The following is a 19981-nucleotide window of genomic DNA, read 5'->3' as shown; positions in this document are numbered from 1 at the left end:
ACGTGAAACATTTGCAGAACATCTTGGGCCGCAAGGCTTACGCCGGCACCAGCAGCCGCTCGATCTCGGTCATGCCATAGGGCTTGCGCAGCACGGCGGCGGCTCCCAGCCGTTCGAACTGGCCTGCGTTTTCGGCATAGCCCGTCGCCAGCACGAAGCGCACCCCCGCCGCGCGCAGGGCCTCGGCGATGGGTTCGGAGCTTTCTCCGCCGAGGTTGAAGTCGATGATCGCAAAGTCGGGGCGATCCGCGGCGATGGCATCCAGCGCGGCGCCGACCGAGCTTTCGAGCCGCACCTCGGCCACGCCCAGCCGCTTGAGGTTCTCCTCGGTGTCGAGCGCGATGATGATGCTGTCTTCCACCACCAGCACCCGCGCCGGGACGGCTGCGGGCACCACGGCGGGATCGCGCAGCGGCTCGGGCGGGGGCGCGGGCCGCGTGCCGGGTTCGGGCGTGGGCAGGTGCCGCGCGGGGATGAGGAAATCGGCCTCCACTCCGCCCAGCTTGTAGCGCACATCGGCCTCGCCCCCGAGATCATGCGGGATCGAGCGGGTGATGATGGTCGAGCCGAAGCCCTGCCGCGTCGGCGCGGTGACCGGCGGGCCGCCGGTCTCGCGCCATTGCAGCGCCAGATCGCCGAAGGCGGTGCGCGCGAGTGTCACCTCCACCCGCCCGGCGCGCGCCGAGAGGCTGCCATACTTGGCCGAATTGGTCGCCAGCTCGTGCACCACCAGCGCAAGGATGGTATAGGCTTCCGGGGTGACGAGCACATCCGCGCCCACCAGCCGGAAGCGCGCACGGTCCGCCCCGCTATAGGGTGCCAGCTCGCCCTCGATCAGCCGGGTGAGGCTCGCCGGGCCCCAATTGCGCGCGGTGATATTGTCATGCGCGCTCGCCAGCGCGGCGATGCGCCCGCCGATGATCGCGGCAAAGCCGGGAACGCTGAATGCCTCGGACTGCGATTGCGCCACCAGCGCGCGGATCAGGCCGAGGATGTTGCGCACCCGGTGATTGAGCTCGGCAATCAGCAGGTCCTGCTGCTCGGCCGCGCGGGCGCGTTCGCGGGTGAGGTCCTCGCTCATCCGCAGGATCACCTCGATCAGCGTGCGGCGCAGGCGGGCGGCGATCTCGCATTCGTCGGCGCTCCATTCGGCGGAGTGACCCCGCACGGTTTCGGCCCAAGCGGCAAAGCTGGCGCGGGGCTGGAGCATTTCGCCGGGCTTGGCCGCCGCCTTGTCGGGATCGCCCGCCCAGGTGACCACACGGTCGAGCGGGCGGCGCCACAGCACCAGCGAATCCCGCGTGCCGCGCGACAGCGGCAGCACCAGCGCCCCTGCCGCGCGATCGGCAAAACCGGCGGCCTCGGGCACCTGATCGGCGAGCCGGGTGGTGGCATGGGTCGCCCCGCCCAGCGTGCTGGCGAGCAGCGGCGCGATCGCGATGAATTCCTCCGCGTCGGGCGCATCGCCGCTGGCGCGATATTCGCCCTCTGCGAAAAGCGAGATGCCGTCATGCTGGATCGTGCCGCTGAGCAGTTCCTCGATCATCGGCAGGCTGTCGCCAAGGCTCACCCCGCCGGCAAGCCGCAGCAGCAGGCGGTCGTTCAATTGCCGCGCCCGTTCGCGCAAGCCCTCGGCCTGGGCGACCAGAATGCGGTCGAGCATCAGCGAGAAGGTCTGGCTGAGCAGTTCGGCCACGGTGCGCAGCGAATAGGGCGGCAGGCGCGGCTCGCGGTGGTGGCACGAAATCATGCCCCACAAACGGTCATGCCGCACGATCGCAATGGCGAGCGAGGCCCCCACGCCCATGTTCCGCATATAGGCGAGGTGCATCTTCGAGTGCGAGCGCAGCATCGACATCGACAGGTCGAGCGGCGTGTCGTCGGGCCCCAGTTCGGGGAGGATCGGCACGGCCTCGGAGGTCATGTCGGCGATGACGCGGAACCGGTTGCGGCGGAACAGCTCGCGCGCCTGCCGCGGGATGTCGGCGGCGGGATAGCGCAGGCCGAGAAACGGCTCGAGCGCCTCGTGCCGGTCCTCCGCGATCACCTCGCCGCTTTCGTCGGGGTGGAAGCGGTAGATCATCACCCGGTCATAGCCGGTCATTTGCCGCACCAGCCGCGCGGCGGTATCGCACAGCATCGCGATGGTGGCGGACTGTTCGAGCTGGGCGATCACGGGCACGATCATGCTGACATGGTCGGCAAAGTCGTTGCGGGCGTGCGGCTCGAACTCGATGATCGATAGCCCGCCGGCTGTGTGCACCGCGCAGTCGAAGGGCTGGTTGCGGCCCGTGAGGTCGAGCCCGAAGCGGCGCTCCAGCGCATCGACACCGGCCAGCCCCGCCAGCGCCTGTTCGAGCGTGGCGAGCGCCGGGGCGGCGATCATGCGGCTGAGGGGCGTGCCCGGTTCGGGCAGGGAGTCGAGCCCCAGCAGATCGGCGACATTGGCGGACAGCTGCACCACCCGGCCTTGCGCATCGGCTGCAATCAGACCGCCGAAATCCTGAACCGCCGCGATGTGGTGGATCGCCTCGCGGTCGCATTCGGTCAGCGTGTCGCTGCGCTGGTGGAGGTTCATGACGAGGTGCTTTCGAGCGTGCGGTCCGGCGCCTGTCCGGTCTCGGCCACGGCGAGGAAATGGGCGAACACCGCCTCGGCCGCTTGGGTGGCGGCGGCGGCTTCGGCTGGCGGGGCGGGGCGTTCGATCCGGGCGCGCAGGCCCTGCCAGAAGGCCATCATCTCGCCATTGCCGAGGAAGGCGACCGGCCACTCCCCGCCGCCGATCCGGGCCACGGCCTTGGCGATGGCGCGATTGCCGAGCGCCGATCCGGCCAGAACCCAGGCCGTGCCGAGCGCATGGCCCGGCGCCGCGCGCCCGAGCGAGAAGAGCGGGGCGGACGCGGGGACAACCACGCCCAGCGCCGCCAGATCGCGCGCGATCAGCGGCGTTTGCGGTGGGGGGCGCAAGTCGGCGGGCGCGTGGGTCGCGAGCCAGATTTCGATCGGCGCGCGGGCGGCGTGTTGCAGGGCGAGAAAGCGGGCATAGTCCTGCCGCTGCTGCCAGCCGCTCGCCGCCTGCATCGCATGATCGAGCAGATCATGCGCAACCATCGTCGCCGCGCGCAGGTGCGTGCGCAGCGTCTCGTCTGGCTTGGCCGCATCGCTGACCGGCGCCATGAATCCGTCCTTCCCGCCAGAATCGGCTGGCTCGCCGAATTGCCGAACGATCCCGAGGGTAAGGCGAATAAGGCAAAAAAATGTGTCAAAAACTTATGACACACGGGTGAGAGCTTGGCAATCGGGCTCCGCCGCCTTCAGGGCGCGAGCAGGCGTCCGCCTTCCTTGCGCACGGCGGCCTCGAGCGGCCCCCGCATCACGCCGAGCAGCAGCGGCAGATCCATTTCGATCACCACGTCGTTGTCGCGCACTTCGACTCCGCCGGGAATGGTCTGGCCCATGACCACGGCGGTGATGCTCATGCGGTCTTCAGACGGCCATTCGGTCATCACCTTGGCAAGACCGGGGGGGAAGAAACCGCCGATCTCTTCCCCGTGCTTGTGCATCCGGGCGCGCACTTCTTCTTTGGTAAGATCGTGAGGCAGGACGACGCGCATGGCTCAGCGCTCCTTCGCGGCGGGCGTGACCGAAAAATCGGGCAGCGGCACGCCGGTGTCGGGCATCTCGCGCATGTCCTCCAGCGCTTCCGATCCGCCATAGCGGTATTCGAGATAGCGGCTCTTGATCGCGAGGTCATCGAGCGCGCCTTCGGCCAGCCGCCGGGTGACGCGATCGACTTCGCCGGAAAGCTTGGAGAGGCTTTCGGTCAGGCGCGCGTCGGCGGTCTTGCCGGCATATTCCTCGGCGCGCAGATGCGCGGGGATCTTGCGGTAATTGTCGATGGTTTCGGGGATGTATTCGCCCACCAGTTCGCGCACTTCGGCCATCGCCGGATGCGCACCGTCGAGGCCCTTCAATTGGAGGCCAAGCGCATCGAGCTGCACGCCGAGTTGATCGACCAGCGCCTGCGCGGGCGGGGGCAGGGCGGGACGCTGCGCTTCGAGCCACAATTCGGTGCGCGCGACCATCGCTTCGGGATTGCCCTGCTTCAGTTCGGCGCGCTTCGGCGTCCTGACCTTGGGAAAGCTCGAGAATACCGCCACGGCAATGGCGGTCGCCACGATCACCGCCATCACGCCCCAGAACCCGATTCCGCCGATGAACGCCCCGGCAATCCCCGCACCCAACCAGATCGCGAAGATCGCGAGCGCGATGTTGCGGACCTTGACGAGCAGGCCCTTGAGCTTGAGTTCGGCCGAGCCCTTGCCGATGCTCGCCCCGCGCAGCCCCGGCCGGTGCGTGCCGCCATCGCGCTGCACCGCGAGGCTGGTTTTGGCCTCGCGCAGGATGCGGTCGGAATCGCGGGTGGTGTCGGCCATTTACTTGTCCAGCGCCAGCAGCGAAGGCTCGCTCGCCGCGACCTTGGACTGCGCCTGCGCCTGACCTTCGGCGCGGGCGATATAGCCCTTGGACTTTTCGACCTCGGAACTCAGCACGTTCACCGTCTGCTTCATCGATTCCAGCGCGCGGACCTTGAAATTGTCGACCTCGTCCATCGTGTCGTAGATGTTCTGGAAAGCGCGCTGCAGCGTCTCCAGCGGGATCGTGGAGGACGCCGCCTGCTCGTGAATCTGCGCGGTCTGTTCGCGCAGCAGCGTGCTGGTCGAATCGATGATGTCGCTGGTGGTCTTGTTGAGCGCGGTGATCTGGCCGAGCACGAGGCGCTGGTTGGTCATCGCCTGCGCCACGGTGACGGCGGTGCGCAGCGCGCCGACGGTGGTGGTGCTGGCGCGGTCGACGCCCTTCACCAGTTCGACATTGTTCTTCTTGACCAGATCGAGCGCGAGGTAGCCCTGCACGCTCACCGCCATCTGCGTCAGCAGATCCTGCGTGCGCTGGCGGACATAGAACAGCGCGGATTCGCGCAGCGCCTTGGCCTTGGCGGGGTCGGACGAATCCAGTTCGAGCGCCTTGGCTTCCAGCTTGCCGTCCAATGTCTTGGCGATGTGGATCATCTGCTCCAGCTCGCCCATCGCCGCCCACAGCTTCTGCCGTTCGGTATCGATCGCGGCGTTATCGAGATGCAGCTCCTTCTTGCCGCTTTCGAGCCGCTGGAGGATCGCCGCGATGTGGCCTTGCGCGCTGGTATAGCTGTCGAAGTAGTTCTTGATCTTGTTGCCGAAGGGAATGATCCCGAGGATCTTGCGCGGGCCCGAAAGCTTGCCCTGCCGGCCGGGATCGAGATCCTCGACCGTGCGGCGCAGTTCGGCCAGATCCTTGCCCACGCTGCCATCGCCATCCATCGCGCGCACCGGGCGGTCGAGAAAGCGGTTCGACATCGCGGCGGCGGCGCGGATCTGTTCCTGCCCCATGCGTGTGATCTGATCGACTTTCTCGCCGAACTGCGGCGAATTGGCATCGACCGAAACCAGCTCGGTGACGAAGGCATCGACCTTGGTGTCGAGCTTCGACTTCTGCTCTGTGGTAACCGGCACCAGCCCGGCAGCCTGATCGGGCGCGACCTGCGGCACCGGATCGGGCGGGGTCAGCGAAAACGGGGTCGCGGTGGCCGTCTGGGTTTCGGTGCTCATGTTCGCGTCTCGTGCTCCCTCAAGCCCCGAGCCTGAGCTTTGGGGCGATCTCCACTGTATTAGTGATCTAAAACACGCCTTTCAAGCGGATGTGCGCATCCTAGGCCGGATTGGCCCCGTGCGTCCATCGCACCGGCGCGGATTCATTGGCAATTGCGCCTGCGGCGGGTAATTGCTGGCGTCAAATCCTGCCGCACAAGGGCCATTCATGACCGAGATCACCGCCAACACCGCTTCGCAGGAAGACGCTGCCGCCGCCGAGGCGGAAGCGAGCGCTGTGGCCCAGCCGGCCGCGTCCAGCCATATACCGGTTACGATTGGGGCAATCCTGCACAACATCCGCGATTGGTGGACGGTGCACGTCATCGGCCAGGTCGATCAAGCCGAAGTGACCGAGCGTCGCCGCGAAGACGGCAAGATGTCCGAGCACTACCTGTTCATGACCGCGATGAGCGGCGGGATCGCGGTGCTCGGCCTGCTGCTTTCGTCACCTGCCGTGGTGATCGGGGCGATGTTGCTCTCGCCGCTGATGGGCCCGATCATGGCGCTGGGCTTCTCGCTGGCGATCGGCGATTGGGAATGGCTCAAGCAATCGGCAATCACCCTGCTGATCGGAAGCGTGCTCGCGGTGGTGCTGTGCGCGGTGCTCGTGTTCCTCTCGCCGATCCAGACCATCACCCCCGAAATCGCCGGGCGCACCCGGCCCAATCTGTTTGACCTCTTCGTCGCGCTGTTCTCGGCCTTGGCGGGCGCCTATGCGATGATCCGCGGGCGCGAGGGCGCGATCGTCGGCGTGGCGATCGCGACGGCCTTGATGCCGCCGCTCGCGGTGGTCGGCTTCGGTCTCGCGACCTGGAACTGGACGGTGTTTTCGGGCGCGCTGCTGCTGTTCGTGACCAACTTCATCACCATCGCGCTGACCGCCTTCGGGATGGCCAAGCTCTACGGCTTCCGCAATTCGCTCAGCGCGCGCAACACCATGTTCCAGAACATCGCCCTGTTGACGGTGTTCGTGGGGCTGGCGGTGCCGCTGGCCTTCTCGCTCAACCGGATTGCGTGGGAGACCAACGCCCAGCGCATCGTGCGCAGCGAGATCAGCGCGCAGTTCGACGGGCGCTCGCAGCTTGATCAGCTGGACATGGACTTCACCGCGAGCCCGGTGGGAATCCATGCCGTGGTCTTCACCCCTTCGCTGCGGCCTGGTGTCGAGGAATCCGTTGCCAAGGGCCTGACCGAGCGGCTGGGCGAGCCGGTTGCGCTCGATCTGGTGCAATACGAGGTCGGCACCAATGAATCCGCCGCCGAGCGTGCGCAGCTTTCCGCCGCCCGTGCGCGCGAAGACCGCGAGGCAACCGCACGGGCCGAGGCGCTGACCATGCGCCTGTCGCTCGCCGCCGGGGTTGCGCCCGACGAGGTGCTGCTCGATCAGACGCGCCGCCGCGCGCTGGTGCGGGCCAAGCGGCTCGAGGGGGCAAGCCTTGCCACCTACCGTGCACTCGAGATGCGGATCGCCGGGACCGAACCGGGCTGGCGGGTCGAGCTGATACCCCCTCCGGCGGTGCTGCCTGCGATTCCGGTGAGCGAAGGCACGCCGAACAGCGACACGCTCGACCTGATCGGCTGGGCGGCCTTGCGGCTTGATCGAAGCGTGGTGCTCGCCGGGCCTGCCGATCAGGCCGAAGCCGCCGCCGAGGTGCTGCGTGAGGCCGGGGTTTCGGTTGCCGTGCGGCCGGGCACCGGCCCGCTGCGCGCAGGTTGGGCCGATCAGGGAGAATAGGCCGGTCCGGCCGTTTCTTGCTGGAGGCGATGGACCCGAAAGCGTTCGCCGTGCTTCTGACCTGCACTTGCCCCCTTAGGAGCCGCCGATGACGCCCGAAGACGAACGCTGGATGCGCGAGGCTATTGCCCTCGCCAAGACCAAGGGCACCGATCCCTCGGACACGCCGATCGCCGCGGTGATCGTGCGCGACGGCGAGGTGATCGCGGCCGAGACCAACCGCACCGCAGAGGACAACGACGCCACCGCCCACGCCGAAATCTGCGCCTTCCGCGCGGGCGGGGCGAAGGTGGGCGACATGGAGCTGAAGGGCGCGACGCTCTATTCCACGCTGCAACCCTGCGGGATGTGCACGATGGCGAGCATCTGGGCCAAGGTCGACCGCATCGTCTTCGGCGCCGGACGCGACGATGTGCACGAGATGTATTTCGAGGATCGCAGCCTCGACACCTTCGATTTCATCCGCGACGCCTATCGCGACGATCTCAGCATCGAAGGTGGCTGCCTGAAGGACGAATGCGCCGCGCTCTACTATCGCCCCGGCGACGATGTGCCCGAGGAGGAGCAGGGCAATATCTAGTCGCCGCTCTTACTGGCCGCGTTACGCCGCCAGATCGATCGGAACGATCTCGCCCGCCAGATAGAGCTTCTTGGCCTTGGCGCGGCTCAGCTTGCCCGAGGAGGTGCGCGGCAGGGTGCGCGGGGGGACGAGTTCGACGATGCAGCTCATCCCTGTGACCGAGCGCACCTTGTCGGCGATCTGTTCCCGCAGGCGCACGCGCTCTTCCGGGTCGGAGACCTTGCAGTGCACCAGCACCGCCGGGGCTTCCTCGCCGTTCTCCATCTCGATCGCGAAGGCGGCGATGTCGCCGTGGTTGAAGCCGGGAAGCTGCTCCACCGCCCATTCGATATCCTGCGGCCAGTGGTTCTTGCCGTTGATGATGATCATGTCCTTCGCCCGGCCGACGATGAACAGATAGCCATTGGCGGTGTAGCCCATGTCCCCGGTATCGAGCCACGGTCCCTTGCCGTCTTCGCTCGGCACGAGGCAGTCGCTGGTCGCTTCCTCGTTGCGGAAGTAGGAGTGCATCACGCTGGGGCCCCGGCACCACACCTTGCCGATCTGGTGATCGCCGCGCTCCTGCCCGTCCTCGCCCTGAATGGAGACTTCCATGTCGGGCAGCGGCTTGCCGCAATTGACGATCGCACGGTAGCGGGCCGGGCGCGACAGATCGCGCGGCGCGCCCGACAGGCGCTCTTCCTCGACCAGTTCGACGCGGATGCCTTCGCCCGGCGGCATCACCGTCACCGCCAGCACCGCTTCGGCAAGGCCGTAGGAAGGCGTGAAGCTCGACGCCTTGAAGCCCGCATCGGCAAAGGCGTTGACGAAGTTCTGCATCACGTCCGGCCGGATCATGTCCGCGCCATTGCCCGCGATCCGCCAGCGCGACAGGTCGAAGCGTTCGGCGACGTTCGACTGGCTCGAGATGCGGCGCGCGCAGATATCGTAGCCGAAGGTGGGCGAATAGGAGAGCGTGTTGCCCTTGTTGCGGCTGATCATGTCGAGCCACGCCAGCGGGCGGCGCGCGAAGGCATCGGGTTTCAGGTAGTCGCCCGAGACCTGGTTGGCGATCAGCGAGAGCAGGCAGCCGACCAGCCCCATGTCGTGATACCACGGCAACCAGCTGACGCAGCGGTCGTTTGCGCCCAGCTCCATCGTGGTCGAATGGCCGTAGAGATTGTGCAGCAGCGCCCGGTGGGTCACCGCCACCCCGGTGGGGAAGCGGGTCGAGCCGCTGGAATATTGCAGGTAGCAGATATCGTCCGGATTGGCCTGCGGCAGGTCGCAGGCGGGGGCCGGGCGCTGGCTGAAATCCTGCCAGCTTTCCGCAGCGCAGCCCTGCCGCGCGGCGGCGGCGGCGGCCATTTCGGCGATTTCCTCGGGGTAGAGTAAAAGCTTGGGATCGCTGCTCATCAGCTGCACCGCGAGCTGGTCGATGAAGCTTTCCTTGCCGCCAAAGCTGGTCGGCAGCGGCAGCGGCACGGGCCATGCGCCGACATAGACGCAGGCGCAGAACAGCGCGGCGAAATCGGGGCCGGTCTCAGCGATCAGCGCGACGCGGTCTTCCTTGCCGATCCCCGCCGCGATCAGGCGGCGCGCCATGACGAGGGCATCCTCGCGCATTTCGGCATAGGGATAGACCCGCGAGAGTTCTCCACGCATATCGTGAAAATTGAGCCCCTTCTGGCTCTTCGCGGCGTAGTCGATCGCGTCGTTGAAGGTTGCAAATTGCGCACGGATGCGCGGCAGGTCGCAATCATTCGGCGTCGGCGTCAATGCGGCGTCGGTCATAATTTTCAGCGATACCCGTAAGTTGCGGCGCGTTTCATGGCGATATCCCGTTCGCGCTCTGGCATAACCCCGTGTCGCCGGGCATAGTCCGGCGGCGTCCAATATTTCGCATTTGATAAGGAAAGTGGCACGAATAAGGCGAAATGGTTTCACGTAAAGCGAATTCGTCATCGTCCGGTCGCGATACCGGGGAGGATCGCCGCGTTTCGGGGCGGGGTGCAAAGCGGGTGAAACCCCCGCTGGGCGAGGCGCAATTGCGCGATCTGGCTCTGCATTACGCCGCCCGCTTCGCCACCACCGGCGCGCGGCTGGAGAGCTATCTCGTCCGCAAGATCCGCGAGCGCGGTCTGGCCGAGGATGCCGACGGGCGCACGCTCGACATCGACATTCCCGCGCTCGTCGCCCGGCTGGTGGAGCTCGGCTATGTCGATGATGATGCCTATGCCCGGATGCGCGCCCGCGATCTCGGTGCGCGCGGCTATGGCGCACGGCGGGTGGAGGAGACGCTCCGCCATGCCGGGGTGGAAGAAGGATTGCGGCAGGCCCACGCGCCGGGTGAGGCGGCCAGCCGCCGTGCTGCGGCGCTGATGGCGAAAAAGCGGCGGCTCGGGCCTTGGGGCGCCCTGGGCGAGGGCGGCGATCCGCTCGCGATCCGCAAGGCGCGCGAAAAAGCCGTTGCAGCAATGCTGCGCGCAGGCCACCAATACGAACACGCCCGCTTCATCCTCGCCGCGTCGCGGGGCGAGGACATCGAACAATGGATTGCCGAGGCGGAAGAGGCAGAAGGGATCGACGAGCGATGGTAAGGCACTGGCTGGCAGCCGCACTTTTGGGACTGGGCACGCTGGCGGCCTGCTCGCCAGGCGAAAGCACGGCCGCTGCGGCGCAAAGCCCCGTCCCGCCCGCAGGTGAGGGACAAGCGGCGCGCCACCCGGTCTCGGGTCTGCGGGTGATCGATCTGGTGGTCGAGAGCGGGGGCAAGCGCCTGCCGTTCAAGGTCGAACTGGCCGACACCGGCGAAGCGCAGGCGCGCGGCCTGATGTTCCGCACCGAGCTGGGCGATTTCGAGGGGATGATCTTCCCCTCCGCCACGCCCGAACCGCGCAGTTTCTGGATGAAGAACACCCCGCTCAGCCTCGACATCATCTTCATCGGGCCGGATGGGCGGATCGCCAATATCGCGGCGAACACCACGCCCTATTCGCTCGATTCGGTGCCATCGAAGGGCCCCGCCAGCGCCGTGCTGGAACTGCGCGGCGGCCGCGCGGCGGCGCTCGGGATCGTGCCGGGGGATAGAGTAAGTTACACGGTCCCGTGATCTCTCACTTGGCGCACCGGTGCGAATCCGCTAGGCGCTGCCCGCATGGGTATCCTCGCAAAGATCTTCACCTGGTGGGATGGTGCCACGATCGGCACGCACCTGTGGGCCAGCCGCGCCAAGGGCGAACACGTCGGCACCGATGCCGCCGGCAACAAGTATTACCGGGAACGCGCCAAGGGCAGCGGGGCCAACACCGGCTCCTACACCGCGCGTGAAAAGCGCTGGGTGATCTACAACGGCGCCAATGACGCCAGCCGCGTTCCGGCCGAATGGCACGGCTGGCTGCACGGCACCTATGACGAGGTGCCCGAAAGCCACCTGCCCCCGCCGCGCATCTGGGAGGCCGACTACACCCCCAACGCCACCGGCACCCTCGCCGCCTATCGCCCGCAAGGCGCCCTGGAGCGCGGCGGCCAGCGCGCGCGTGCTGTCGGCGATTACGAAGCCTGGACCCCCGGCGGCGCGGACAGCTGAGGCGCAGGGCGGTGCGCGGGCTCCATCTTGCCGCCGCGCTGGCAGGCGCGCTGACGCTGGGGGGCTGCGACTATTTCGCCGCGCCCGAGGAAGATGCCGTCACCGTGCCGCTCGGCGAGGCGAGCGCTTCGCCCGATCCCTACGCGGCGGCCACGCCTACCAACGATTACGGCGCGACCCCGATGAACGAGCGGGTCGCGGTGCTCGGGCTGCTCAACAAGCGCAACAATGTCTCCGAAGAAATCAAGCTGAAGCCCGGCGAAAGCCGCGAGATCGGCCCGGTGATCGTGCGCGTCTCCGCCTGTGAGCGCACCGCGCCGTGGGAAATGCCGCAGGAGACGGGGGCCTTCGTGCAGGTCGACATCCGCAACCGCGGAGCGGCGCAGCATTCGCGCGTGTTCTCGGGCTGGCTGTTCCGCGAATCGCCCAGCCTCAACGTTGTCGAGCACCCGGTCTACGATGTCTGGGTCAAGGACTGCACGATGCGCTTTCCGGGAGAGGAGGGCCCCGCCGCGCCCAAGCCCGAAGCCTCGGGCAAGCCCGCCGCGCGCCCGGCGGCGTCGGCTTCTCCCGCGCCCGAAGCCGCCTCGCCCGCCGTTCCGGCCGCATAAGCGCCGCCGAACCACCGCCACGCGGTGCCGAGGCTGATGCGCGGCTGGCCCTGCGCACGTTCCACCAGCCGCCGGTAATCGGCCTGCGCCATCTCGGTCGCGCCCATGCTGCGCAGATGCTCGGTCATGAACTGGCAGTCGAGCAGCGCAAAGCCCGCGCGGTCCATCATCGCCACCAGCCAGGCCAGCGCGACCTTGCTGGCATCGGGCACGCGGCTGAACATGCTCTCCCCGCAGAACACCCGGTCGAAGCTGACCCCGTAGAGCCCGCCCACCAGCTGCGGCGCATCATCCGCGCCCGCCGCCCAGCATTCGACCGAGTGCGCGTGTCCGGCGCGGTGGAGGCCGATATAGGACTGCACGATCCGCTCCGAGATCCAGGTCTCGGGGTGATCCTCGCGCGGTTCGGCGCAGGCGCGGATCACCTGTTCGAAGGCGCGGTCCACCGTCACGGTGAAGCGATCGGCGCGGATCACCTTCTTCAGCGACTTCGACAGATGCAGCCCGTCCAGCGGAATGATCGCTCGCTCGCGCGGCTCGACCCAGAACACCTCGCTGTCCTCGCGCGTGTCCGCCATCGGGAAAATCCCGCTGCGATAGGCAAGCAGCAAGGTTTCGACCGGGATCGGAGGGCGCTGGGGTGCGTGCATGGTTGCAGTGCACAATACATGGCCGGGCGGGTTGAGGCAAAGAGGATTGCCTAACGCGAGAGGCTCGGATAAGGGGCCGCTTCCGCCAGTGCAGGGGTGTAGCTCAGCTGGTAGAGCATCGGTCTCCAAAACCGAGGGCCACGGGTTCGAATCCTGTCACCCCTGCCAATTATCTCGCGAAGCGGCTCCCGCCGCCTTTCACTCGTGACGGTTCCTCCTTTCATCATGCCTGTTTCGGGCCGCTTCGGTCGATGCAGCTGCGCAGCGGTGTGCTGGCGCGCTCACTCGGGATGCACTGAGGCGCGCAAGCATTCTTGCATTCGCGCTGCCTTGGGCGTAAGAGCCGCAGCGTCTTTTCCGACATCGGCAGATTATCCAGCCCCTCCGGCGACCTTGTCCCGGGCGGCGCGGAGCCCTACCTGAAAGCCGGCCGGTGAAGACCACAGGCATTACGCGAAGGACAAGGGCTGCCATGGCCGACAAGATGATCGCTCCCAAGGACGGGGCAGACGAAAAGAAGCGCAAGACCTCGCCCGGCGAATTCTTCGCTCAGGTCAAGGCGGAGACGAACAAGATCGTCTGGCCGACTCGCGAGGAGACCGTGCGCACGGCGATCTTCGTGTTCATCTTCATGGTGATCCTGGCGCTGTTCTTCCTCGGCATCGACACGGTCTTCGGTCTGACCGTGCGCACGCTGATCGACCTGATCCAGTAAGGCGCGCGAATCGCCGCGCTTACCATCCCCATTTTCCAAGGACGTTTCATGGCTCGCTGGTACATCATCCACGCTTACTCCGGTTTCGAGAACAAGGTGCGCGACGCGATCATCGCCGAGGCCGAGCGGCTGGGCCTGTCCGACGGTGTCGAGGAAGTGCAGGTCCCGACCGAAACCGTGACCGAGGTGAAGCGCGGCAAGAAGGTGCAGGTCGAGCGCAAATTCATGCCCGGCTACGTGCTCGCCAAGCTGAACATGACCGACGATGTCTATCACTTGGTCAAGAACACCCCCAAGGTGACCGGCTTCCTCGGTTCGGGCAACAAGCCGCAGCCGATTTCCGAAAAGGAAGCCTCGCGCTATTTCGGCGGCGTGGCCGAAGCCCAGGCGACGCCGAAGCGCGACATCAGCGTCGATTACGAGATCGGGGATTCGGTCAAGGTGCTCGACGGGCCCTTCGCCAGCTTCAACGGGATCGTCGAAGAGCTCGATTTCGACAAGGCCAAGGTCAAGGTCAGCGTGTCGATCTTCGGCCGCGCGACCCCGGTGGAGCTCGATTTCGAGCACGTCGAGTTGTCGAAGTAAGGGCGCATTCCGTCACGCGTCCCGGCGGGCATTTGGTTCGCCGAGTCGCGCGGGATTGACCGCTGCGCGGCTCAATATTGCGTCAGGTTGATGGTGCAGGATTCTGCATAGCCCTGATTGGCAACGCACATTTGGGCCGCCTGCAAGGCCGCTTCCTCGAGGCTGTAGCTTTCACCATAGCCGACTTGTGCGCAGTTCTGCGGCCCTTGCGGGCAGCAGATGCTGCAATAGGTCTGCACCCTGTAATAGCTTTGCTGCGGCTGTTGATAGGCCGGGGGCGGTGTGGATTGCCCTGACAGGGGCACAGCGCCCGAAGCCAGCCCGACGGGGGCAGCACTCGGCGTGTCGGACGGGGCGGCGGACGGTTCCGAACTGGCGGGCGGCGTTGCGGTGGGTGCCGGATCGGGCGCGCCGCTGGCGATCACTTCGGGGCCTTCCTTGCCGGGCTCGGGCTCGGACGACTTCCCGTCGAAATAGAACAGGAAGATCAGAGTGATGATAAAGAACCCCGCGCCGCCGGTCGCATTCAGGCCGAGACCGAGCGGCTTCACTTCCCTGCCTTCGATCGTGATCGTATTGGGCAGAAGCGATGCGGCCATCACGCCGATGCCGAGCGCGATCAGCACGGAGATCAGCGCGGTGACCTGACCGGTGTGGGTCAGCCCCGATTCCTTGGTGAACAGGGAAAAGCCGACAATCACGATAAACAGGCCGACGAGAAAGCCTGTCACCCGGCCCAACACGGTAGTCCACGACATAGGCATGCCCCCCGGCAATGCGACGCTACGACTTGATTTGCATGGGAGAGATTGCGCCTCCGGGGCCGGTCTGTCCAGCGGGGATGCAACTCCCGCGTCGGATTTGCCCGAAGATCATGTGCCGGATCTCTGGCGCGGTCGTTCCGCCCCCTTTAGGTCAAGGCAATGAAAACCCGCCCCGGCATCTGCCAGAAGAAGCGCCGCTTCGCCTCGCGGGACGAGGCCGAGGCGGCTGCGTTGCGTGCCGATGTTACCTTGCGCGCTTACAAGTGCGCGCTGTGCAAGGCATTCCACCTCACCAGCCGCACTAAGGGGTTGCGGGTGCCGCGGCCCCCTGCCGGATAAGGCTTATAGCCGTGAGGCCGGATCAGCCCTTCTTGCCGCCCGCTTTCTTGGCAGGTGCAGAGGTCGCCCTGAGCGCAGCGAGTTCGGCCTCGATCGCGCTGGCGCGGCGCATTTCGTCGATCTCGCGGTCGACGCTCGCGCTGGTGCGGGCCGGGATTTCGTCCTCGATAGCGAATTGCGCGCGCTGTTCCAGCGTGGCGATGCGGTTGAGGTGGGCTTCGGCACGGCTGCCGCCGCCACCCACGGTGCTTCCGCCGCTGGCGGCATAATCGGCGGCCATCTGCGCCTTGGCCTGCAGACGCGTCTCTTCGCGCTTGGCTTCAAGCTCGCGCACGGCGGCATCGATTTCGGCGAGATTGGCATCCGCGCCCTTGATGTCGGCGTTCAGCTGAGCGATCGCCTGACGGCATTCCTCGCGCGCAAGCAGCGCCTGACGGGCCAGATCCTCGCGCCCGTGTTCCATCGCCGTCTTGGCCTTGTCGGCCCAGTCGGCCTCCTTCAGCTCCTGCTGGGTGAGCGAGGCTTCGGCGCGGCGCTTGGCCTGCGTGACGCGGGTGCGCTCTCCGGTGAGCGAGATGATCGATTCCTCGATCTCGCGCTGGAGCATGGTGAGCATCTTGGCCGGGTTCGATGCGGCTTCGATCGCGCTCGTCACGTTGCTGGAAATCAGTTCCTTGATCTGGATTGCAACCCGAAACATGCACGCCCCCTTGTTCAGCCCGATGGCCCGAGCAAAGGCCATAGAGGACAATTATTTGCAAATTGGTGAATGGCAAGAACCGATTGCGCCAGAGAGGATTTTCCTACTGGCACCGTTCGATCTAGGGACGGCGCATGCGCCTCGCTTCTTTCACCCGCGTCACCCCTCGCCGCGCGCGCCCGCGCCGCGCGCAAGCCGACCTTGTCCGGGGCGGGAGTTTTGTCTCTGAACAGTGTCTCATGTGTCTCCAACAGGCTGCGGGATGAACGTGCGCCGGGGCAGTGCAGGCTTGCATTGCGCGCCAGAAACGCTATGCGCGCGCCTTCGTCTGGCCACGGGCCGGATGATTCCGTGCGGGAGCCTGAAGGATTGCACATCCCGATGGCGCTGGACCGCTTAACATGAGCCTGAGTTGGAAACAGCCGGGCAACAGTGCGACAGGAGTAAGGCCTCATGGCCAAGAAAATCGAAGGCTATATCAAGCTACAGGTGCCCGCGGGCTCTGCCACCCCCTCGCCGCCGATCGGCCCGGCGCTGGGTCAGCGCGGGGTGAACATCATGGAATTCTGCAAGGCGTTCAACGCCGCCACGCAGGAAATGGAAAAGGGCATGCCGATCCCGACGGTCATCACCGTCTACGGCGACCGTTCCTTCACCTTCGTCACCAAGACCGCGCCGGCGACCTACTTCATCAAGAAGGCCGCGAACCTCAAGTCGGGCTCGAAGGAGCCGGGCAAGGTCTCGGCGGGAACCATCAAGACCTCGCAGCTGCGCGAGATCGCCGAAGCCAAGATGGCTGACCTCAACGCAAACGACATCGATCAGGCGATCAAGATCATCGCCGGGTCTGCCCGCTCGATGGGCCTCGAAGTGGTGGAGGGCTAAGCACATGGCAAAGATTACCAAGAAGGCGAAGGTTCTGGCGAACCTCGACCGCGAAAAGCTCTACACCGTCGACGAGGCGCTGAGCGTCCTGCGCGAGCACAAGAGCAAGTTCGACGAGACCGTCGAAGTCGCGATGAACCTCGGCGTCGATCCGCGTCACGCCGACCAGATGGTGCGCGGCATGGTGTCGCTGCCCTCGGGCACCGGCAAGGACGTCAAGGTCGCCGTTTTCGCGCGCGGGGACAACGCCGAAAAGGCGCTGGCTGCCGGGGCCGACAAGGTCGGTGCGGAAGACCTGCTGGAAGACATGCAGAACGGCAATCTCGACTATGACCGCGTGATCGCCTCGCCGGACATGATGGGCATCGTCGGCCGTCTGGGCAAGGTGCTCGGCCCCAAGGGCCTGATGCCGAACCCGAAGCTCGGCACCGTCACGCCCAACGTCGCGCAGGCGGTGAAGGACGCGAAGGCAGGTCAGGTCGAATTCCGCGTGGAAAAGCAGGGCATCATCCACTCGGGCATCGGCAAGCTCAGCTTCTCGGACGACGCGCTGAAGGCGAACTTCAAGGCGCTGACCGATGCAGTGGTGAAGTCGAAGCCCGCCGGGGCCAAGGGCAAGTATGTCCGCAAGGTCACCGTGACCTCGTCGATGGGCCCGGGTCTCAAGGTCGACCTCAGCGAGGTCGAAGGGGCGTGATTTGAAGGGCGAAGCCGCATCCGCGGCTTCGCTTCCTCGCTCACGGGGCCTGAAGGCCCCATCGCTGCGGGCGCCCGGTCGGGCTTGCGATCCCTGCGGGATCGAGAGTCTTTCCTACAGCTAGGCTGACAGCATAAAAGGGGTCGGAAGCATTGCGCTTCCGGCCCCTCTTGCCTTACGCGGAATACGTCATCTCCCCTCTTGTCTTTGTCGGGCGTTCGCCCATCTTGGTCGTGCGCGCGGCATCCTCTCTCCCCTCCCTGCCGCTGCCCCCGAACATAGAGGTACAGCCGATGCCCTTCACTCCCGAGCGTCTTGCGCCGCAATGGCTGGTCCCGGCGGTCGCAGTAGCGGCTGACGGATTGCTGCTGAGCTACAACGTGACCCTAGGCCTTGCTGCCGGGGCGCTGCTGGCAGTGCTGGCGGCGGTCTGGCTTTACCTCGCGCTGCGTTATGGCTCGCTCAGCGGCACGCCCTCGGCACGGGTGGCGCTGGCACAGCGGGTGCGGGCGCAGGACGAGCTGCGCCGCCGCGCGGTGCTGCGTTCACGCGCGCAGCAGGGCTCGGATCCGGCCGAGGACGCCTGACCGCGCGGCGAGCGACTTCGCGCCGCTCACCCCCGCATCGAACGCCCCGCGCGCGCCCAGCAGAGTGCGGTTGGCGAGGGTGGGTTCGAGCAGCATCAGGCTGGTGCACTCCGCCCAGTGCGTGCCGAACAGCGCCTTGTGCGCGCCTTCGCCCTCGGTGAAGTCGAAATACCGGAAGCGCGCTTCGGCGAACAGCTGCTCCAGCGCCTCCATCTGAAGCACCGTCCCCGGTGAGAGCCGCGCCCAGTCCGGATCGTAACCGAGATGGGCGTAGACGAGGGTCTCTCCCACCACGGGGAGCGAGAGGTAGGCGATCGGCTGGCCGCCCGCGTGGAGCAGAAAGGCGCGCATCCGGCCTGCCTCTGCCGCCTCCAGCATGGCGCGGCGGGCGGCGGGGGTGTCGGACAGTCCGGCATCCAGCAGCCGCGCTTGATAGGTGCGCGCCGACAGCGGCAGGGCCGCGGCGAGGAAGTCCTCGATCTCGGCGGGGGTGCGGTGGGCTGTGACGCGGTAGCCGCCCGCCTCCTCCGCCAGCCGCCTGGCCTTGCGCCTGAGGGTCGAGCGGGTCTTGCCCGAGAAGCCCCGGAGGTAGCCTTCGAAGCTGCCGTCCATGGCGATGTAGTGGCGGCGGTAGTCCTGCCGCCCGCCCGCGAGGAAGCCGGGGAAGCGCGCGGTGATGGCGCCGAGCTGCTGGGTGGGGGCGGAGAGCACGCGCACTCCGTCAGGCCCCGGCGGCGGGGCCGGGGGCAGGGTGCCGACGAGCACGTCCTCGAGCGTGAAGGCCCAGGTCGTGAGCGCGCGCGGCACGCTCAGCAGGCGGCGCGAGCCCAGCGTGAAGTCGATCGCGGCGCTCGCCATCGCAGGCTAGAGCGAGCCGTAGAGCGTGTTGGACAGCAGCTGCTCGGCAATGCGCATCCCGGTGCGCACCGGGCTGGCGGGCAGCGGCTCGTGTCCGATGCCCGTCAGGCGCGGGGCGGGCGGGGTCTCGGCATAGGTGCCGGTGGTCACCCCCCGCATCGTCGAAAGCGCGCGGACCAGTCCGCCAAAGCGGCGGCGCACGATCGGGTTCACCGCCAGCTTGCGGCGGTTGATGAGTTCGAAGGAGTGGCTGACCAGCGTGAAGCTGCACCGCCCCCCGTCGCGGGCATGGCGGATCGCGCTGAGCATCTCGGCCAGCGTCAGCGCGGTGATCTGCGCGTGGCGCAGCCCGCCGCCGATGGTGCCGATGGTGCCGACGGGCACTTCGACCACGCCCATGTGGCCGATCGGATCGCGGTCCTCTTCGGTGAGGCCGATGCGGCAGGCGCTCGCCCCGACCAGTGCGGGGCAGTGGCTGGTGTCGTAGGCGATGTCGATGCTGGCGAGCGCGCGCAGGGTGTTGTCGTCGGCGCCGTAATTGCCGGCCCGGAAGGCGACCGGCGCGGGTGCGCCGGCGGCGATCAGCGTGGAGCGGGCATAGTCGAGGATCGCGCATTGATCCTCGAACGGGAAGTCGGCGAGGTCGTGGCCGGTGGTGCCGAGGCGCAGCGGAGCGGACGCGCCTGCGAGGCCCAGCCATTCGGTGTGGCAGTGGAGTTGCACGTCCTGCCCGGTGGCGACGATGGGGCCGACAATGTCCTCGATCGCGGCAACGCCCCAGATCAGCGCGGGCATGGGATCGACAAAGAACACCGCCTTCTGTCCGTGCTGCGCCAGAACCTCGAGCTTGTGCGTCACACCCGCCGGCCCCTGCGGCGTGTTGCAGGCGATCGAGCGCGCGAAATTGTCCGCCCGGTCCGCCGCGCCCGGCCCCGTATAGAGACCCGAGGAATACTCGGTGTCGATGGTAATGAACACGCGGGTCATGACGCCAACCCGTTTAGCGCCCGAGAGTTA

At 66.9% G+C, this 19981-nt stretch carries 22 protein-coding genes, 1 tRNA gene and 1 pseudogene; 13 read left to right on the top strand and 11 right to left on the bottom strand.

Annotated elements, in window-relative coordinates; translation table 11 throughout:
* Positions 1 to 37: 37 nt before the first annotated feature.
* The 5 genes from E2E27_RS01290 to E2E27_RS01270 all read right to left on the bottom strand — a co-directional run bounded on the left by E2E27_RS01290 (position 38) and on the right by E2E27_RS01270 (position 5648).
* Entirely contained in the window at positions 38 to 2578 is a 2541-nt protein-coding gene (locus E2E27_RS01290; protein WP_141457264.1) for an HWE histidine kinase domain-containing protein, read from the bottom strand.
* The gene (locus E2E27_RS01285) at positions 2575 to 3177 is read right to left on the bottom strand and encodes a biliverdin-producing heme oxygenase (RefSeq protein WP_141457262.1); all 603 of its coding nucleotides are present in this window, start codon (positions 3175 to 3177) and stop codon (positions 2575 to 2577) included. Before E2E27_RS01285 ends, E2E27_RS01290 begins: the two co-directional genes overlap by 4 nt.
* A 137-nt stretch (positions 3178 to 3314) precedes the next feature.
* Positions 3315 to 3614, bottom strand: coding sequence for a polyhydroxyalkanoic acid system family protein (locus E2E27_RS01280; protein ID WP_141457260.1), 300 nt, complete (start codon positions 3612 to 3614; stop codon positions 3315 to 3317).
* A 3-nt stretch (positions 3615 to 3617) separates the two neighbouring features.
* Positions 3618 to 4436 carry a hypothetical protein gene (locus E2E27_RS01275; RefSeq protein WP_141457258.1) on the bottom strand — a complete coding sequence of 273 codons (819 nt, stop codon included), beginning with the start codon at positions 4434 to 4436 and terminating at the stop codon, positions 3618 to 3620.
* Entirely contained in the window at positions 4437 to 5648 is a 1212-nt protein-coding gene (locus tag E2E27_RS01270) for a toxic anion resistance protein (protein ID WP_141457256.1), read from the bottom strand. It abuts the gene before it with no gap.
* Positions 5649 to 5856: 208 nt separating this feature from the next.
* Between E2E27_RS01270 and E2E27_RS01265 the strand changes: the two genes are divergently transcribed.
* Complete coding sequence (locus tag E2E27_RS01265) at positions 5857 to 7425, top strand: TIGR00341 family protein (RefSeq protein ID WP_141457254.1); 1569 nt, start codon at positions 5857 to 5859, stop codon at positions 7423 to 7425.
* 88 nt (positions 7426 to 7513) lie between these two features.
* On the top strand, positions 7514 to 8005 hold the full coding sequence (locus E2E27_RS01260) for a nucleoside deaminase (protein WP_141457252.1): 492 nt from the start codon (positions 7514 to 7516) through the stop codon (positions 8003 to 8005).
* Between the two features lie 21 nt (positions 8006 to 8026).
* On the opposite strand, the gene E2E27_RS01255 is transcribed toward E2E27_RS01260, so the two are convergent.
* On the bottom strand, positions 8027 to 9778 hold the full coding sequence (locus E2E27_RS01255) for a fatty acyl-AMP ligase (protein WP_141457250.1): 1752 nt from the start codon (positions 9776 to 9778) through the stop codon (positions 8027 to 8029).
* Positions 9779 to 10005: 227 nt separating this feature from the next.
* Here E2E27_RS01255 and E2E27_RS01250 point away from each other — a divergent pair, with 227 nt between their 5' ends.
* The 4 genes and pseudogenes from E2E27_RS01250 to E2E27_RS01235 form a co-directional block, all read left to right on the top strand.
* Complete coding sequence (locus tag E2E27_RS01250; RefSeq protein WP_234036135.1) at positions 10006 to 10584, top strand: regulatory protein RecX; 579 nt, start codon at positions 10006 to 10008, stop codon at positions 10582 to 10584.
* Positions 10578 to 11096: a DUF192 domain-containing protein gene (locus E2E27_RS01245; protein ID WP_141457246.1), complete on the top strand. Its 519-nt coding sequence runs from the start codon at positions 10578 to 10580 to the stop codon at positions 11094 to 11096. Before E2E27_RS01250 ends, E2E27_RS01245 begins: the two co-directional genes overlap by 7 nt.
* 45 nt (positions 11097 to 11141) lie before the next feature.
* Positions 11142 to 11573: an NADH:ubiquinone oxidoreductase subunit NDUFA12 gene (locus tag E2E27_RS01240; RefSeq protein ID WP_141457244.1), complete on the top strand. Its 432-nt coding sequence runs from the start codon at positions 11142 to 11144 to the stop codon at positions 11571 to 11573.
* Between the two features lie 182 nt (positions 11574 to 11755).
* Positions 11756 to 11992, top strand: a pseudogene (locus E2E27_RS01235) (DUF2155 domain-containing protein); the annotation flags it as partial.
* Positions 11993 to 12027: 35 nt separating this feature from the next.
* Here E2E27_RS01235 and aat read toward each other — a convergent pair.
* Positions 12028 to 12834, bottom strand: coding sequence for a leucyl/phenylalanyl-tRNA--protein transferase (gene aat, locus E2E27_RS01230; protein ID WP_141457242.1), 807 nt, complete (start codon positions 12832 to 12834; stop codon positions 12028 to 12030).
* Positions 12835 to 12926: 92 nt separating this feature from the next.
* On the opposite strand from aat, the gene E2E27_RS01225 reads away from it, so the two are divergent.
* The 3 genes from E2E27_RS01225 to nusG all read left to right on the top strand — a co-directional run bounded on the left by E2E27_RS01225 (position 12927) and on the right by nusG (position 14134).
* A tRNA-Trp gene (locus tag E2E27_RS01225) sits at positions 12927 to 13002 on the top strand.
* Between the two features lie 304 nt (positions 13003 to 13306).
* The gene (gene secE, locus E2E27_RS01220; RefSeq protein WP_141457240.1) at positions 13307 to 13549 is read left to right on the top strand and encodes a preprotein translocase subunit SecE; all 243 of its coding nucleotides are present in this window, start codon (positions 13307 to 13309) and stop codon (positions 13547 to 13549) included.
* 48 nt (positions 13550 to 13597) lie between these two features.
* The gene (gene nusG / locus E2E27_RS01215) at positions 13598 to 14134 is read left to right on the top strand and encodes a transcription termination/antitermination protein NusG (protein ID WP_086608487.1); all 537 of its coding nucleotides are present in this window, start codon (positions 13598 to 13600) and stop codon (positions 14132 to 14134) included.
* 71 nt (positions 14135 to 14205) lie between these two features.
* On the opposite strand, the gene E2E27_RS01210 is transcribed toward nusG, so the two are convergent.
* On the bottom strand, positions 14206 to 14892 hold the full coding sequence (locus tag E2E27_RS01210; protein ID WP_141457238.1) for a hypothetical protein: 687 nt from the start codon (positions 14890 to 14892) through the stop codon (positions 14206 to 14208).
* Between the two features lie 165 nt (positions 14893 to 15057).
* On the opposite strand from E2E27_RS01210, the gene E2E27_RS01205 reads away from it, so the two are divergent.
* Positions 15058 to 15237, top strand: a complete 180-nt coding sequence (locus E2E27_RS01205) for a hypothetical protein (protein WP_141457236.1) — start codon at positions 15058 to 15060, stop codon at positions 15235 to 15237.
* A 22-nt stretch (positions 15238 to 15259) separates the two neighbouring features.
* On the opposite strand, the gene E2E27_RS01200 is transcribed toward E2E27_RS01205, so the two are convergent.
* A complete protein-coding gene (locus E2E27_RS01200) occupies positions 15260 to 15937 on the bottom strand; it encodes a PspA/IM30 family protein (RefSeq protein ID WP_181443517.1) in 678 nt (225 codons plus the stop codon).
* A gap of 453 nt (positions 15938 to 16390) precedes the next feature.
* Between E2E27_RS01200 and rplK the strand changes: the two genes are divergently transcribed.
* From rplK to E2E27_RS01185, 3 genes are all read left to right on the top strand, one after another.
* Positions 16391 to 16822, top strand: coding sequence for a 50S ribosomal protein L11 (rplK, locus tag E2E27_RS01195; RefSeq protein WP_017664542.1), 432 nt, complete (start codon positions 16391 to 16393; stop codon positions 16820 to 16822).
* 4 nt (positions 16823 to 16826) lie between these two features.
* The gene (gene rplA / locus E2E27_RS01190) at positions 16827 to 17519 is read left to right on the top strand and encodes a 50S ribosomal protein L1 (protein WP_141457232.1); all 693 of its coding nucleotides are present in this window, start codon (positions 16827 to 16829) and stop codon (positions 17517 to 17519) included.
* 293 nt (positions 17520 to 17812) lie between these two features.
* Entirely contained in the window at positions 17813 to 18106 is a 294-nt protein-coding gene (locus E2E27_RS01185; protein WP_141457230.1) for a hypothetical protein, read from the top strand.
* Here the strand turns inward: E2E27_RS01185 and E2E27_RS01180 are convergent.
* Together E2E27_RS01180 and E2E27_RS01175 are read right to left on the bottom strand one after the other, a co-directional pair.
* Positions 18065 to 18964 carry a GNAT family N-acetyltransferase gene (locus E2E27_RS01180; RefSeq protein WP_141457228.1) on the bottom strand — a complete coding sequence of 300 codons (900 nt, stop codon included), beginning with the start codon at positions 18962 to 18964 and terminating at the stop codon, positions 18065 to 18067. The genes E2E27_RS01185 and E2E27_RS01180 overlap by 42 nt on opposite strands.
* Positions 18965 to 18970: 6 nt before the next feature.
* The gene (locus E2E27_RS01175; RefSeq protein WP_141457226.1) at positions 18971 to 19951 is read right to left on the bottom strand and encodes a polysaccharide deacetylase family protein; all 981 of its coding nucleotides are present in this window, start codon (positions 19949 to 19951) and stop codon (positions 18971 to 18973) included.
* Between the last annotated feature and the right edge of the window lie 30 nt (positions 19952 to 19981).

This window comes from Porphyrobacter sp. YT40 (assembly GCF_006542605.1).
GTDB lineage: Bacteria > Pseudomonadota > Alphaproteobacteria > Sphingomonadales > Sphingomonadaceae > Erythrobacter.
This window is presented reverse-complemented; position numbering and strand designations above follow the sequence as displayed.